This window comes from Paenibacillus ottowii (assembly GCF_050516475.1).
GTDB lineage: Bacteria > Bacillota > Bacilli > Paenibacillales > Paenibacillaceae > Paenibacillus > Paenibacillus ottowii.
In genome coordinates this window covers 1,620,421-1,634,583 of record NZ_CP191577.1, presented here as the reverse complement: position 1 = coordinate 1,634,583, position 14,163 = coordinate 1,620,421, and the positions used below count along the sequence as shown (strand labels likewise).

Annotated in this window: 11 protein-coding genes; 9 read left to right on the top strand and 2 right to left on the bottom strand. The window is 42.3% G+C overall.

The window, feature by feature from the left end:
• Window positions 1–437 precede the first annotated feature (437 nt).
• The 8 genes from licT to ACQQ6X_RS07635 all read left to right on the top strand — a co-directional run bounded on the left by licT (window position 438) and on the right by ACQQ6X_RS07635 (window position 8,890).
• Entirely contained in the window at window positions 438–1,265 is an 828-nt protein-coding gene (licT, locus tag ACQQ6X_RS07670; RefSeq protein WP_149033853.1) for a BglG family transcription antiterminator LicT, read from the top strand.
• A 116-nt stretch (window positions 1,266–1,381) separates the two neighbouring features.
• Window positions 1,382–3,298: a beta-glucoside-specific PTS transporter subunit IIABC gene (locus ACQQ6X_RS07665; protein WP_305164843.1), complete on the top strand. Its 1,917-nt coding sequence runs from the start codon at window positions 1,382–1,384 to the stop codon at window positions 3,296–3,298.
• Between the two features lie 27 nt (window positions 3,299–3,325).
• Window positions 3,326–4,783: a glycoside hydrolase family 1 protein gene (locus ACQQ6X_RS07660; RefSeq protein ID WP_305164841.1), complete on the top strand. Its 1,458-nt coding sequence runs from the start codon at window positions 3,326–3,328 to the stop codon at window positions 4,781–4,783.
• 6 nt (window positions 4,784–4,789) lie between these two features.
• Window positions 4,790–5,236 carry a methyl-accepting chemotaxis protein gene (locus tag ACQQ6X_RS07655; protein ID WP_305164840.1) on the top strand — a complete coding sequence of 149 codons (447 nt, stop codon included), beginning with the start codon at window positions 4,790–4,792 and terminating at the stop codon, window positions 5,234–5,236.
• Between the two features lie 239 nt (window positions 5,237–5,475).
• The gene (locus ACQQ6X_RS07650) at window positions 5,476–6,282 is read left to right on the top strand and encodes an alpha/beta fold hydrolase (RefSeq protein ID WP_305164838.1); all 807 of its coding nucleotides are present in this window, start codon (window positions 5,476–5,478) and stop codon (window positions 6,280–6,282) included.
• Window positions 6,283–6,306: 24 nt separating this feature from the next.
• A complete protein-coding gene (locus ACQQ6X_RS07645) occupies window positions 6,307–7,290 on the top strand; it encodes a sensor domain-containing diguanylate cyclase (protein WP_305164837.1) in 984 nt (327 codons plus the stop codon).
• A gap of 111 nt (window positions 7,291–7,401) precedes the next feature.
• Complete coding sequence (locus ACQQ6X_RS07640; RefSeq protein ID WP_305164836.1) at window positions 7,402–7,797, top strand: hypothetical protein; 396 nt, start codon at window positions 7,402–7,404, stop codon at window positions 7,795–7,797.
• 130 nt (window positions 7,798–7,927) lie between these two features.
• On the top strand, window positions 7,928–8,890 hold the full coding sequence (locus ACQQ6X_RS07635) for a helix-turn-helix domain-containing protein (RefSeq protein WP_326400069.1): 963 nt from the start codon (window positions 7,928–7,930) through the stop codon (window positions 8,888–8,890).
• Between the two features lie 87 nt (window positions 8,891–8,977).
• Here the strand turns inward: ACQQ6X_RS07635 and ACQQ6X_RS07630 are convergent, their stop codons facing one another.
• Together ACQQ6X_RS07630 and ACQQ6X_RS07625 are read right to left on the bottom strand one after the other, a co-directional pair.
• Complete coding sequence (locus ACQQ6X_RS07630) at window positions 8,978–10,555, bottom strand: S-layer homology domain-containing protein (RefSeq protein ID WP_305164834.1); 1,578 nt, start codon at window positions 10,553–10,555, stop codon at window positions 8,978–8,980.
• Between the two features lie 263 nt (window positions 10,556–10,818).
• Window positions 10,819–12,579 carry a methyl-accepting chemotaxis protein gene (locus ACQQ6X_RS07625; protein WP_305164833.1) on the bottom strand — a complete coding sequence of 587 codons (1,761 nt, stop codon included), beginning with the start codon at window positions 12,577–12,579 and terminating at the stop codon, window positions 10,819–10,821.
• Between the two features lie 355 nt (window positions 12,580–12,934).
• Here ACQQ6X_RS07625 and ACQQ6X_RS07620 point away from each other — a divergent pair, with 355 nt between their 5' ends.
• Window positions 12,935–14,143, top strand: coding sequence for an MFS transporter (locus ACQQ6X_RS07620; RefSeq protein ID WP_305164832.1), 1,209 nt, complete (start codon window positions 12,935–12,937; stop codon window positions 14,141–14,143).
• Window positions 14,144–14,163: the final 20 nt, after the last annotated feature.

Sequence of the window (14,163 nt, the reverse complement as noted above, 5' to 3'; positions counted from 1 at the left end):
GAAAGCGCAAACATTTTTGTTGGCAAAACTTAAATTTGATGTTATTATGATCTTGGGATTGTTACTGAAAAGGCAAAACCCGGGACATGGAACTGGATTTCCATGTGTTGGGTTTTGCCTTTTCTTTTTGAATACAGATTTGTAGTAACGCAGAAAGGTGAGTGATGATGAGCCTTACAAGTGCTGAACAACAATGGTAATAACGTCGACCAACAAAACAGCAGCCCAGAATAATGTCGTAAGACCTTGGTTAAAGGGAAAACGTAGGGCTTATCTCTCTTTGTGAATGCGCTTTCAAGGAAAGGGTTGTAAATCTGTGCATTATAGTTGGTTTACAGCGAAAGTTGATCGGCTATTACCGTCTTGTGACCTATCTGAAATATCGCCCAGCATCTAATTCCTTTTTTAAATTATTGCGGGATCAGGGGGCAGCCAGAATGATCATAACAAAGATATTTAATAATAACGCCATAATAGCCAAAGATTCAAAAAGGCATGAATTTGTTGTTATGGGTCGTGGAATTGCTTTTAAAAAGAATGCAGGGGAACAAGTAGAAGAGCATTTAATTGAAAAGGTTTTTGTCCTAAAACAAAAAGATGCCTCCGAAAAATTCAAGCTATTGCTAGAGGATGTCCCTACAGAATATGTTTCGTTATGCTATGACATCATTGAATATGGAAAAAGCATATTGGAAGCACAGCTGAGTGACTATGTATATGTTTCGCTTACAGATCACATGAACAATGCATTTAAAATGTTTGATGAAGGGTTTAAAAATGCGAACCCGCTCATTTGGGAAATCAGAAAATTTTATCCTAAAGAATTCGGAGTTGGCTTAAAAGCATTGGACTTTATTGAAGAGGAAACAGGTAAACGATTGTCTGAAGATGAGGCAGGCAACATAGCTCTTCATTTAATCAATGCTCAAGTCAACAGCTCCTACCATAAAGTAGCTGATGTTGCTCAACAAACTCAAAAAATACAGGATATCTTAAATATTATTAAATATTCTTACAATATTACCCTGGATGAGCATTCGACCAGCTATGAACGATTTATTACGCATTTAAGGTTTTTCTTTCAGCGATTAATTCAAAAAGAAAAAAAATTAGCACTGGAAGATGATTTTCTATTAAGGCAAGTGAAAGCAAAGTACAAAAAAGCTTACAACTGTATGCTAAAGATCGAGAAATACTTGGACACAGTATTGTCAGACGAAGAAAAACTGTATATAACGATTCATATTCAGCGCGTAACTCAATGACCAATTGAATAACTCCTTGGATTGTTACTGGTAATGCAGGCGAAACCAACCTAGATCGAATTTGATCTATTTTGGTTTTGCCTTTTTTTATAAATACAAATAAAGGGGCAGTTACAATGAAGTATGAGACATTAGCAAAAGACATCATCAGAAATGTCGGCGGCAAAGAAAATGTAAATAGTCTAACTCATTGTATTACACGCTTGCGCTTCAAACTAAAGGATGAGAGTAAGGCCGATACAGAGGTTCTGAAAAATATGGATGGTGTGGTCACTGTGGTAAAAAGCGGCGGACAATACCAAGTGGTGATCGGTAATCATGTGCCCGAGGTTTATGCGGATGTTGCCGCGATAGGTGGCTTCCAGGCAGGTGATGCAGAAGAAGCATCAGGTGAAAAAGTGAGTTTGTTCAATAGGTTTATTGATACCATTTCAGGTGTATTTACACCCACGCTTGGCGTCTTGAGTGCCACGGGTATGATTAAGGGCTTTACGGCCTTGTTTGTAGCTTTAGGCTGGCTGACCGTTACCTCAGGTACCTATCAAATTCTCAATGCTTTAGGAGATTGCTTGTTCTACTTCTTCCCAGTTTTCCTGGGGTATACGTCGGCCAAAAAGTTCAATGCCAACATTTTTATAGGTATGGCGATCGGGGCGTCACTTGTTTATCCAACCTTTAGCACGATAACAGCCTCGGGTAAACCGCTATACACTCTATTTAGCGGCACTATATTTGAGTCACCGGTATATATCACCTTCTTAGGTATTCCGGTCATTCTCATGAGCTATGCATCAACTGTGCTTCCGATTATTGTATCCACCTATGTCGGCTCAAAAATAGAAAATTTCTTTAAAAAGGTCATCCCTAGCGTAGTAAGAACTTTTTTGGTTCCGTTTTTCACCTTGTTAGTTATTGTTCCCTTAGCTCTGATTGTGATTGGACCGCTCTCGACTTGGGCAGGTCAACTGCTGGGTGCAGCCACCCTCTTTGTGTATAACCTAAGCCCGATTATTGAAGGTATTATCATGGGGGCTTTCTGGCAGGTATTTGTTATTTTTGGACTGCACTGGGGTCTCGTTCCTATCGCTATGAACAACTTGGCGGTGCTCAAATTCGACCCGATCCTTGCTGCGACGCTGGGGGCCTCCTTTGCTCAAACAGGTGTGGTGCTGGCGATTTTGTTCAAAACCAAAAACGTAAAACTGAGATCCCTTTCCATTCCAGCTGTCATCTCCGGGATTTTTGGTGTAACAGAACCTGCGATTTACGGAATTACATTACCACGTAAGAAACCATTCATTTTAAGCTGTATAGCGTCTGCAGTAGGCGGCGGTATTATCGGAATGATGGGAACGAAAGGGTATATCATTGGCGGCCTGGGCATTTTCGCGATTCCAAGCTATATCAGTCCGTCAGGAATAGACAGCGGATTTTATGGGGCGGTTATCGGTATTCTGGTAAGTTTCGTATTAGGCTTCTTGCTTATGTTCCTTGGCGGATTCAAAGATGATGAGGTGAAAGAAACGAAAAAAGAAGCGAGTACAACAGGTGCAGCAAAAGGGGGAGAAGTCTTAATCAGACAGGAGACGGTGATCAGTCCGTTAAGGGGTGACGTAAAACCGTTATCTGAGGTAACTGATGAAGCCTTTTCGACAGGTGCTCTGGGGAAAGGGATTGCCATTGAGCCTGCTGAAGGTAAGGTCGTTTCGCCTGTAGATGGTGTATTAACCTCCTTATTTTCGTCAGGTCATGCCATCGGAATTACCAGTGATCAAGGCGTGGAGATTCTCATCCATGTAGGCAAGGATACGGTCAAATTAAAAGGTAAACATTTTTATCCCAAAGTAAAACAAGGGGAAGCCGTCAAAAAGGGACAATTGCTGATGGAGTTTGATATGGAGGCGATCAAAGAGGCTGGCTACGTTCTGACTACCCCTGTAATCGTTGCCAACACGGCTAGTTACTTGGATGTCATTGAAACGGAGAAGAAGACGATTGGTTATAAAGAGGATTTATTGACGGTCATGGTTTAAACTACCAATATTTTAGGAGGAATGACAATGAGTAATAATATAACCAAGAAGTTTCCACAAGGATTTTTATGGGGAGGGGCCACGGCTGCTAACCAATTTGAAGGTGGATATAACGTGGATGGTAAGGGACTAAGCACTGCTGATGTCATAACAGCCGGGACGCATACTGTTTCCCGAAGAATTACGCCTGTGTTGGAAGAAGGCATGAACTATCCAAGTCACGAGGCGATTGATTTCTACCATCATTATAAAGAGGATATCCGATTATTTGCTGAAATGGGGTTCAAGGTCTTTAGAATGTCGATTGCTTGGTCGAGAATATTTCCGAACGGGGATGATACCGAGCCGAATGAGCAAGGCTTGCAGTTTTATGATCGTGTATTCGCAGAATTAAAAAAGTACAACATTGAGCCGTTGGTTACAATCTCACATTATGAGGCACCGTTTCATTTAACTGAGAAATATAATGGCTGGTCCGATCGCAGAGTCGTCGATTTTTATGTAAGGTATTGCGAAGTGCTCTTTAACCGATACAAGGATGTCGTAAAATACTGGCTCACCTTTAATGAAATTAATATCTTAACCTTGTCTTTCGGAGCGTTCATGGCCGGAGCGATGATGCCAGAGGGAAATGGAGAGCTCGCCCATGCTACAGTGAAGGATGAGCAGGTGCTGTATCAAGCATTGCACCATCAATTTGTAGCCAGCGCAAAGGCAGTAAAGCTGGGGCATGAAATTAATAAGGATTTTAAAATTGGCTGTATGATTGCTTATATGTGCTCATATCCACTTACCTGTAACCCTGATGATGTTTTGCTGGCCCAACAAAAGGATAACTTGAGTAATTTCCTATGCTCAGATGTTCAAGTAAGAGGTGCTTATCCCGGCTATGCGAAACGATATTTTAAAGAACATAATATCCAAATTACGATGCAGGACAATGATGAAGACGTTTTAAAAGAAGGTTGCGTAGATTTTTATACCTTTAGCTATTATTCATCTACTTGTGTCAGTGCAGACCCCAATCAGGAAAAGGTGGGTGGTAATTTATCCATGGGATTAAAGAATCCCTACTTAAAAGCAAGTGCCTGGGACTGGCAAATCGATCCGCAGGGATTGAGATGGTCGCTCAATAACATTTATAACCGATATGAAATTCCGTTAATGGTTGTGGAAAATGGTCTGGGCGCCGTGGATACCGTAGAAGAAGATGGCTCCATTCAGGATGATTATCGAATTGATTATCTAAAGCAACACATTGAGCAAATGAAAGAAGCGATTGCTGATGGAGTAGATTTAATAGGCTATACCCCTTGGGGATGTATTGATCTGGTAAGTGCAGGAACCGGGGAAATGAAAAAACGCTATGGATTCATATATGTGGATAAGGATAATGATGGGAAAGGGACACTTGCCAGATCCAGAAAGAAAAGCTTCTATTGGTATAAGAGCGTGATTGAAACCAATGGAGAACAGCTGGATTAATGCTTCGTGTGTGTCTTCAAAAAGTTATACAGTCAGCGCGTGCCTATTCATAGGTATGCGCTGTTTGGATTAAAAACGAATGAACAGAATGAGATCGAGGCAGTAATGTGCATCACCTATAGTCTGGATAATCAAGATCAACTGAAGAAATTGATGAGCCAAGCGGAGGAGGTTACAAGCAAGCTGGTTGAAGGGATTCAGCATGTGGCGACCCATTCGGAGGAGCTTAGTGCAACCGCACGGGAAATTTTAGGTAATACGAAAAAAGCGGTTGAGGACTCCGGTAACGTGACTGAGGTGGCTGGCTACATCAAGGAAATCTCAGAACAAACCAACCTGCTTGGACTAAATGCTGCGATTGAAGCTGCTCGGGTGGGTGAGGCAGGAGCAGGTTTTGGGGTTGTCGCTACAGAAATCCGCAAAATGTCTACAGGCACCAAGGAAGAGGTTTAGTAGAGAAAATTACGAATGATGTTGATGCAAAATAAAGATTTTAAAAAAAGTCTTGGTCTGTGAATTGTGCATTCCGTCATGGTAATGTAGATCACTGGTCGAGACTTTTTTACGTTTATGTAGGGGACTATTAAACGCTGGATTTATGAATGAGAGCCATTATCCATAATCGAATCTTTTCCGATATAATAGGGAAGAGAAGCCATAGAACAGATACTACCTCAGAGAGGTGATTCACAGTGACCATTGATATTCTCCGACGTAATAATGTAAAAGTGCTAGGCACAGGTAGCCAGACGATTGTGTTTGCTCACGGCTTTGGATGCGACCAGGATATGTGGCGTTATATCGTCCCTAGCTTTATCGACAACTACCAAATCGTCTTGTTTGATTACGTAGGTTCGGGAGATTCTCAAATAAAGTATTATGATTCGAAAAAATACAGTGACTTGCAAGGGTATGCCCAGGATGTACTGGATATTATGGAAGCGTTAGACTTAAGAAATACCATATTCGTCGGACACTCCGTTAGCAGCATGATCGGAATGCTCGCATCCATCCGCAGCCCTCAATATTTTGAACGCATTGTCATGCTCGGTCCTTCTCCACGCTATGTGAATGACTTGCCTTCTTATTATGGGGGCTTCGATAAGAGTGATATTGATGAATTACTGGATATGATGCAAATGAACTTTATTGGCTGGGCCAGTTACATGGCACCCATTGCCATGCAGAATTCCGAGCGAGGGGATTTAACTGAAGAATTGGAAAAGGCATTTTGCTCCAGAGATCCTCATATTGCACGGCAATTTGCAGAGGTTACATTCTTTTCAGATTGCCGTTTCGATCTTCAGCATGCTTCGGTTCCTACGCTTATTCTCCAGTGCTCAGACGATAGTATTGCTCCAATTGAGGTAGGGGATTATTTACATGCCCATCTTAGAAATAGCAGACTTCAGCAGATGAGAGCAAAGGGACATTATCCTCATTTAAGCCAACCAGGAGAAACGAGCGATTTAATCAAAGAATATTTAGCCAGTGTGTAATATCGTATGAAAGGCAGTCATGCAATGGATATTCAATTAGATAAAGCTCCCTGTGGATACTTTTCAATTTCGGACACTGGGATCATTCAATCGGTAAACCAAACTTTGTTGGACATGCTTCTTTATGAGCGCGATCAATTGCTCGGACGGCCGATTGAAATGACAATGTCTGTTACCAACAAGCTATTTTTTCATACTTATTTTTATCCCTACATCCAGTTGTACGGGCGTGTCGATGAGATGTACTTTTCGTTTCGCACAAGTGATCGACAGGATGTACCTGTACTTCTAAACGGGATTCGCCAGGAACGAAATGGAGAAGCAGTGATTGACTGTGTAGTGCTTGTGATGCGTAAGCGTATTGAACATGAGAAAGATATACTTCAGACCAAAACCAAGCTTCAGGAATTATATCAGGCGACGAATGAAGCCAACCAGGAACTTGAACGGTTGCACGAAGAGTATGAAGCCAAACAGCAGGAACTAGTGAGGATTAATCTCCAGCTAGAAATGATGGCGTCAACCGATCCGCTAACCGGGCTAAAGAATAGAAGATATTTTCAAGATCAATTACTAATCAGCCTAGCTTCCTTTCAAAAGACCGGAATACCTTTTTCGCTGCTGCTCATTGATATTGATCATTTCAAAAGCATTAACGACACTTACGGTCATCCGGTGGGCGACCTAGTGCTCACTAAACTGGCAGAAATACTCCAATCCGTGTCACGGGACGTGGACATTGTCGCTCGTTATGGTGGCGAAGAGTTTGTCATTATTCTTCCGGGCATCGATCAAGAGGAAGCCATTCGTACAGCAGAAAGATATCGCTCCACGACGGCCTCAAGGGATTGGGGAGAATACAGCATTACTGTGAGTATTGGTGTGGCAACAGTTACGCCAGCGGATACGGAACAATCGATCGTTCATCAAGCAGATTTGGCTCTGTATGCCTCCAAGAGTGGTGGGAGAAACCGGGTTACACATTCAGCAAGTCTTGTAAAGAAATAGAGGCTTAATAAAGGGATTAAGAGCCGACGCGCCTTAGAGCTAATTAGCCTAGCCTACCTCTTATGACGGGCTTTTTATTATAAAAAGAATGAGTGATGTGGAGGGTTAATCATGGGGGAAGCGTACAAGCTGGATTGTGATAGCTGTGTTTTTACTAAGAACATATTTGTGGGATTCGGTTTTTCATATATGAGTTTGGAATCTATTGCTTCATTTGTGCAGGATGCTGCCCTTAAGCGGTGCATAGAAGAATTCACAGGCAACCCTTCGACGAGATATGATGCTTATGACGCGATATATGTATGTCCGGTCTGTCAGGCCATCCGCAATGAACTGTTTATTGAGATGATATCGGACTCATCACAGTATAAAATTTCTTATGCTTGTCCTAGATGCGCGAGTGTTATGGAACAGGCACATATTGAAAACAGTGTGCCTGTTCATTTGAGTTGCCCAGCATGTGAGAAGGGGAAATTGAAAGCAACGTTTTATATGGATTGGGATTAATAGATTCCCCGAACATCTCCACAGCATATTCCAATAAGTCTGGTCAAACCATTCAAATTCGGTTAATATTAATGATAACGATTCTCATTTGAATCATCAGAATGAATGAAAACATTTGAGGTGTGCGCTTGTGAATTCAAATGCGTTATCATTAATATATCAGCATTACTTAGAAAAAACTCCGTTTAGAAAACAAAACGAGCATACGTATATGATGTTACCGGAAGCGGGTAACGGACATATCTACCGAGTTACAACTTACAGCGGAATCGAGATTGTCTATTCGCACATTCAATATCACGAGCCGTACCCGACGTATTTTGCTTCCAGAGGACAAATGATTGAACTTCAATTTGCACTTTCGGGACGACGTTATGTGAATATATCCGGTCTGGATTATACACTCCCGATGGGACAGGGTGCTCTTATTTTTTTACAGGATTTCAAAGCACGTTTCCATCCTCCGGTTAACGAACAATACCAATCATTTGCACTTGGTATTCCTGTTTCGTTGTTTAATTATGCGGCTTCACAGTTGGCGGCTCGTCACCAGGCAGCTATTGAATTTAATCAAATTCTGAAGGGTGCTGCATTCCATCACCTTGGTTTTGAACTGGATCACCGAAGTATAGTGATGATTGAACATTTAATCAAAGACTTGAAAAGTGTGCATAGATCGCCTTTATTAATGGAAGCAGCAGCACTGGAGATTTTAAATCGATTTATGATTCAATTATTTGATTTAACCCCCATGCCCGAAGGCTTATCTAAAGAAGATGTCAGAAAGTTGCATATGGCTCGGCAAATCCTTGAGTCCAGCATGATTGATCCTCCTTCACTGATCGCATTATCCAAAAAAGTTGGATTAAACGATTTTAAATTAAAAAAAGGATTCAAAGCATGTTTTGGGATGACTGTATTTGAATATTTGCGCCAAATTCGTCTCGATTATGCGATGAAGCTGCTACGAAGCCAGGAAAGCAATGTGACAGAAGCTGCGCTGGCTGTAGGATACAGCAATGTGAGTGCCTTTTCAGAGCAATTTTTCCGGGAATACGGAGTGAAACCATCGTCCTTGAAGAAAGTATTTTAAATTTCTTTTGTGACCATTCTAATAAATATCAAGTAAACAAAAAGCTGGAGCCTATATAGATAGGATTCCAGCTTTTTTATGTGATGCTTATTTTACAAAAGTTTCTGTACCCTCTGAATTGATGGTTGAAGTATGGGTACGAGACGCTTCTTCAATATTTTTAAATGCCCAGTAATTTGCTGGTACATCCTTCCACGTAGCCTGAATTGTTCCTTCCAGGGGCCCACGTTTTAAGATCGTGTTCAAAATTGTAACCGTCTCTACTCTTGTTATATATTTATTCGGTTGGAAACTGTTGTCGTTATAACCGTTAATCCATCCTGCATTAGCTAGCGCTACAATGGAATCTCTTGCCCAATGCTTTTCGATATCGGTATAAGGAGACGCTGCGGTTTGCGTTCCTTTAAGATGCTTCCAGGATGCGATTATTGCTGCCATTTCAGCACGGGTAATGGGTTGCTCTGGGTGAAATGTTCCATCTGAATATCCATTCATGAGGTGCTGTGTCGTGAGTGCTATAATCGAATCTTTTGCCCAATACGTGCCAGGTACATCTTTGTATGTCGTTGTATTTTCTTTTGTCTCCAGCTTCATAATTCTAGCCATCATCGCAGCGGTTTCAGCTCGCGTAATCGATTGGTCGGGTCGGAATGTACCATCCTGATAACCCGTTATATATTTCTCATGCACCACCTCGGATTGCTCTACTGGCGTGATTTCCGGAGTCGGTAAATCTGTCGGTAAAGTCGATGGTGATAAAGGTGTGGTTGTTTCGCTGGAAGCAATAGACTCACTGCTATCTGTACTATCCTTCTTATCTTTTATACTGCTAGTAGTACCAGTTCCGCCAGTATTTCCAGTACCTGTATCTCCATTTACAACCTGTATATACGCTTCAGATGTACTCGGTGCGAATCGAGCATCTCCACTGTATAAAGCAGTAATCGAGTGGCTTCCTACACTCAAGTCGCTTGTAGTATAGTATGCATTGGCATATCCATTCGAAATGCCCACTGGCTCCATCGTCAGCGTATCTAATATATTCGTGCCGTCCATTAGGATGACCGTTCCAGTTAAATCGCCCGAAGTTTGAGGGTTCGAGATTGTCCTCACGCTAAACCTTACTTCTTGACCGTGATTAGACGGATTCAGCGCACTCAATACTGTAGTTACTGTAGGTCTTAGTGTAGGAGTAGGAGTAGGCGAAGGTGAAGTTGAAGGCGCATTTACGACCTGAATGTATGGCTCAGATGTACTAGGGGTAAAACGGGCATCCCCACTATATATAGCAGTAATCGGGTGACTTCCCACACTTAAATCGCTTGTAGTGTAGGTCGCGGTGGCATATCCATTCGCAATGCCATTTGGCCTCATCGTCAGCGTATCTAGTATATCCGTGCCGTCCATAAGGGTAACCGTTCCGGTTAAATCTTTTGAAATTTGTGGGGTTGAGATGGTTTTGATGCTAAACGTTACGGATTGACCTTGTTTAGATGGATTTGTCCAACTCGTGACCGTAGTTTCAGTAGCATACACGTCGTCCGTTACACTAGGTAGCGGTGAAGAGGTTGCATATACGGCACTCTCGGAAAAACTCCATGTCCAGGTCCCCAATAAGACGATAACAGCAAGATACGTTAAACAAATAGACTTGAATTTACTCATAAACTTCCTCCATAAATTTTTCCGGTGTCACGATGCTTACTAAGATCCTCCATGATGACTAACCTTCTAATATGATTTTTTTACACTACCGAATTACTATACTAAATGCCTCTGAACCAATTCTGAACCAAATCAACTGTAACCGTGTCCAATTCAAATCGTCTCCTCAGAACAAATGCAAAAAGGGTCAACCTCAAAGAACTGGTTGACCTCATAAATATGAATAACAGTTTTAGCGTGATGTTCTGGAAAAACTTAATCCGTTAGTATTTGAATTTGACCGTTAGCTCCTGTAATTTCTGTGACATATCTGACAAGGTCGTTGCCAGGCTGGTGATCTGCTGCATCGAAGCCAGCTGCTCTTCTGCAGACGCTGCAATATTCTGCGAGTTGTCTGCCGCTTGGAGTGCCAGACTGGATACGTTCTCTCCGCTCGCCGAAATTTCCTGGACACTTGCGGTTATTTGCTGCGTGATGCTTGCGAGCTCTTCCGTTTGCTGTGCAATATGATTGGTGGACGCCACAATTTTGTTAAACTGCTGCTCTGTCTCATTGGCAATTTTAATGCCAGAGCCGACATCCTGTTTTACGCGTTCCATGGTCTTAAGCGAATGCTCCATATCTTTGCGCATATTCTGAATCAACTCGGAAATCTGCCCGGAAGATTGGTTCGATTGTTCGGCCAGCTTTCTCACCTCTGAAGCAACTACGGAGAAACCGCGACCTTCTTCGCCTGCACGGGCAGCCTCAATCGAAGCATTTAAGGCAAGCAGATTGGTCTGCTGTGCGATATCCGTAATGGCATGCAGCATCGTGTCGATCTGTTGAGTGCGTTCATCCAGCATCCTCATAACCGCATCGGTTTCATTGACGGAATGGTTAATCAAGTCCATTTGCTTCACTGTATGTTGTACAGCAGTACCACCAAGGCTCGCCATTTCCATCGCGTCTGTAGACGATTCAGCAATGGTCAAGGAGCTGTCTGTGATCCGCTGCATACCTATTGAAATTTCTTCAAGCGAGCTGGTTGTCTTCTGGAGCATCAACTGCTGCTCCTTTGCACCAGCCGCCGATTCCTGAATTGCCACGGTGATATGCTCGGTTGCTTGCCCCGTGTGTTCTGCTCCAAGAGTCAATTCTTTCGAGGAAGCAGCGACCTGCTTTGTGGACAGGTCTACCTCACCGATCAGAAATCTAATATTTTTAATCATATGATTAAAGTCCTTTGCAAGCTCGCCGATCTCATCTTTTGAATTCATTTTGACTTCTTCGACTGTTAAATCACCGTCCGCAACAGCGTTAAGCCGCTTTGCAATCATGATGATAGGCTTCGTAAAACGCGCCGAAACAAAGCTTACGATAACTGATCCCAGAATAACGGCAACAGTCGTAATAATCAGGACAATATAAAGGACTTTGGTCGCTCCGCTGTTAAATTCGTTAAAATATGCTCCAGAACCGATGATCCATCCCCAATAAGGATCTTTTTCAACATACGAAATTTTCGTCTCCACTTGATCTGTACCAGGTAAAGCCCATTTATAAGTGACGAATCCCCCGCCGTTAGTACCGACTTCTACAAACTCTTTTCCCACATGCACACCGTCTTCCGACACGGCATTCATTAAATTCTGACCTTCATTTGAAGGGTTCATCACTGAAACGGCATCTTGGTTGACTGCCCACGGATAACCTGTTTTACCTACTGTATATTTAATCTTTATCGGTCTTTTATTATTAGCATCTTTTACACCGAGCAGCTCGATGCGCAGTTTTTCCTGTGCTTCCTCCAATGTTAAATTACCGGCTTCGACTTGCCCATTGAGGAAACTAATCATACCAATTACCATTTGCACACTATTCTTAAGTGCCACTTTGCCTGATTCATTCATTTCATTCTTGGAAACAAAATAAGAACTGCTTCCAATCACGAAAGTAGGTACAATTAAAATAATCAAGCACATTATGGTTAACTTCGTTCTTAGTGATCTCACCTTCATGTTTGATCCTATCTTTGTTTTCACTGCGATTTCCCCCTTAGACATCGATGTACAGATTCAATCCATTCCTATAGTAGTTCAAAAGCATAAAAGACTTTACATCATATATCGTAATATCATGCTAGGAAATTAAGCTCTCTCATATAGTCAGCGATGAAGAGAATATTAAAGTTCATCTAACAACGATATAGGGAGCACAAAATGACGGCGTTCATTGGTTAAATGCAGACTACTTTTACTGTCCTGAAGCCTGGTTGCTGTTTTATATGCTAAATTTAATCCGTTTAACCGCAATTTTATCCGTATACAGGCAGTAGTTTCTTAGCATGCCCCGTATACTTCTGCATAGAGAAAATCTATAGCAGAGGAGTATGCGAGGATGAATAGAATAAAAGGGAGTATTTTTTTTAGTGTATTTGTGGCCATGTTAGGGCTCATGCTTATTGCTCCGATTATGCCGCCCCTTATTCGTGAGTTAGGCTTAAAAGAAAGCCATTCCGGATTAATAATATCGCTTGGCTCTATAACGATGGCCTTGATGGCTCCAGTATGGGGAAATCTGAGTGATACAAAGGGACGCAAGCCTGTGATTTTGCTTGGTTTCATAGGGATGTGTTTAAGCTGTTTGTTATTTACGCTTACTCTTTTTGCAGGATTAAATAGTTGGCTCAATGGGTGGCTGCTGTTAATCCTACTGATTGTTACGCGCGGCCTAATAGGCGGTTTTATCCCAGCGGTGTTGTCATCGTCCCAAGCTTATATGGGGGATGTAACGGAAGGAGAAGAGCGTGGGAGTGGGATGGCTATTATTAGTGCGGCCAATGGGCTTGGTCTGGTTTTTGGTCCCGCGATTGCAGGTGTTTTTACTCTAATAGGGCTGTTATGGCCCTTATATTTTGGGATTGTCATTGCCGCTGTTGCATTCGTGGTGTCTCTGCTGGCGATTCCGGCTGCCCAGCCCGTTATTCAGCAAAAACCCGCTAGAGTTAACCCCCTCCTTCCAGGACTAAGAATGTATTTGTTTGTAGGTTTAGTTACAATGATAAGTATTGTGACGATTCAGGTTATAGGTGGTTTTTATTTTCAAGATCAGTTAGGTCTTACATCCAACGAAACGGCAAGAGTCGTTTCCTTTGGACTTATGTTCTCCGGGGCAGCGATGCTGATTGTGCAGATCATTCAGATGAAATGGCTTAAATGGCAGCCTAAGCCGATGATTTTGCTCGGTTCTCTATTCCTGATTGCTGGAATGACATCATTTCTGATTTCAGCCAGCTTGGTCGTTTACTATGCAGCGTTCTTTATGTTTGGCATAGGCACGGGCTTACTGATGCCCGGATTTATGGCAGGTGCTTCGCTTGCAGTCAGTCAGGAACAGCAAGGGGGAGCAGCGGGGCTGGTAGCTGCGGTACAGGGGATTTCCGCGATCATTGCTCCTATTTTGACGACCACCTTGTATCGAGTGGACAAATATATTCCCTTTACGCTTATAGCAGTCTTGGTTGCTGTTATGGCTGTTATTATGCTGGGAGCTAGAAAAAGAAACGGGAATAGTGAGCCAGGCAAAATAGATAAAAGAGTTGTTTGATGAATCCATAGGCTTTCGGG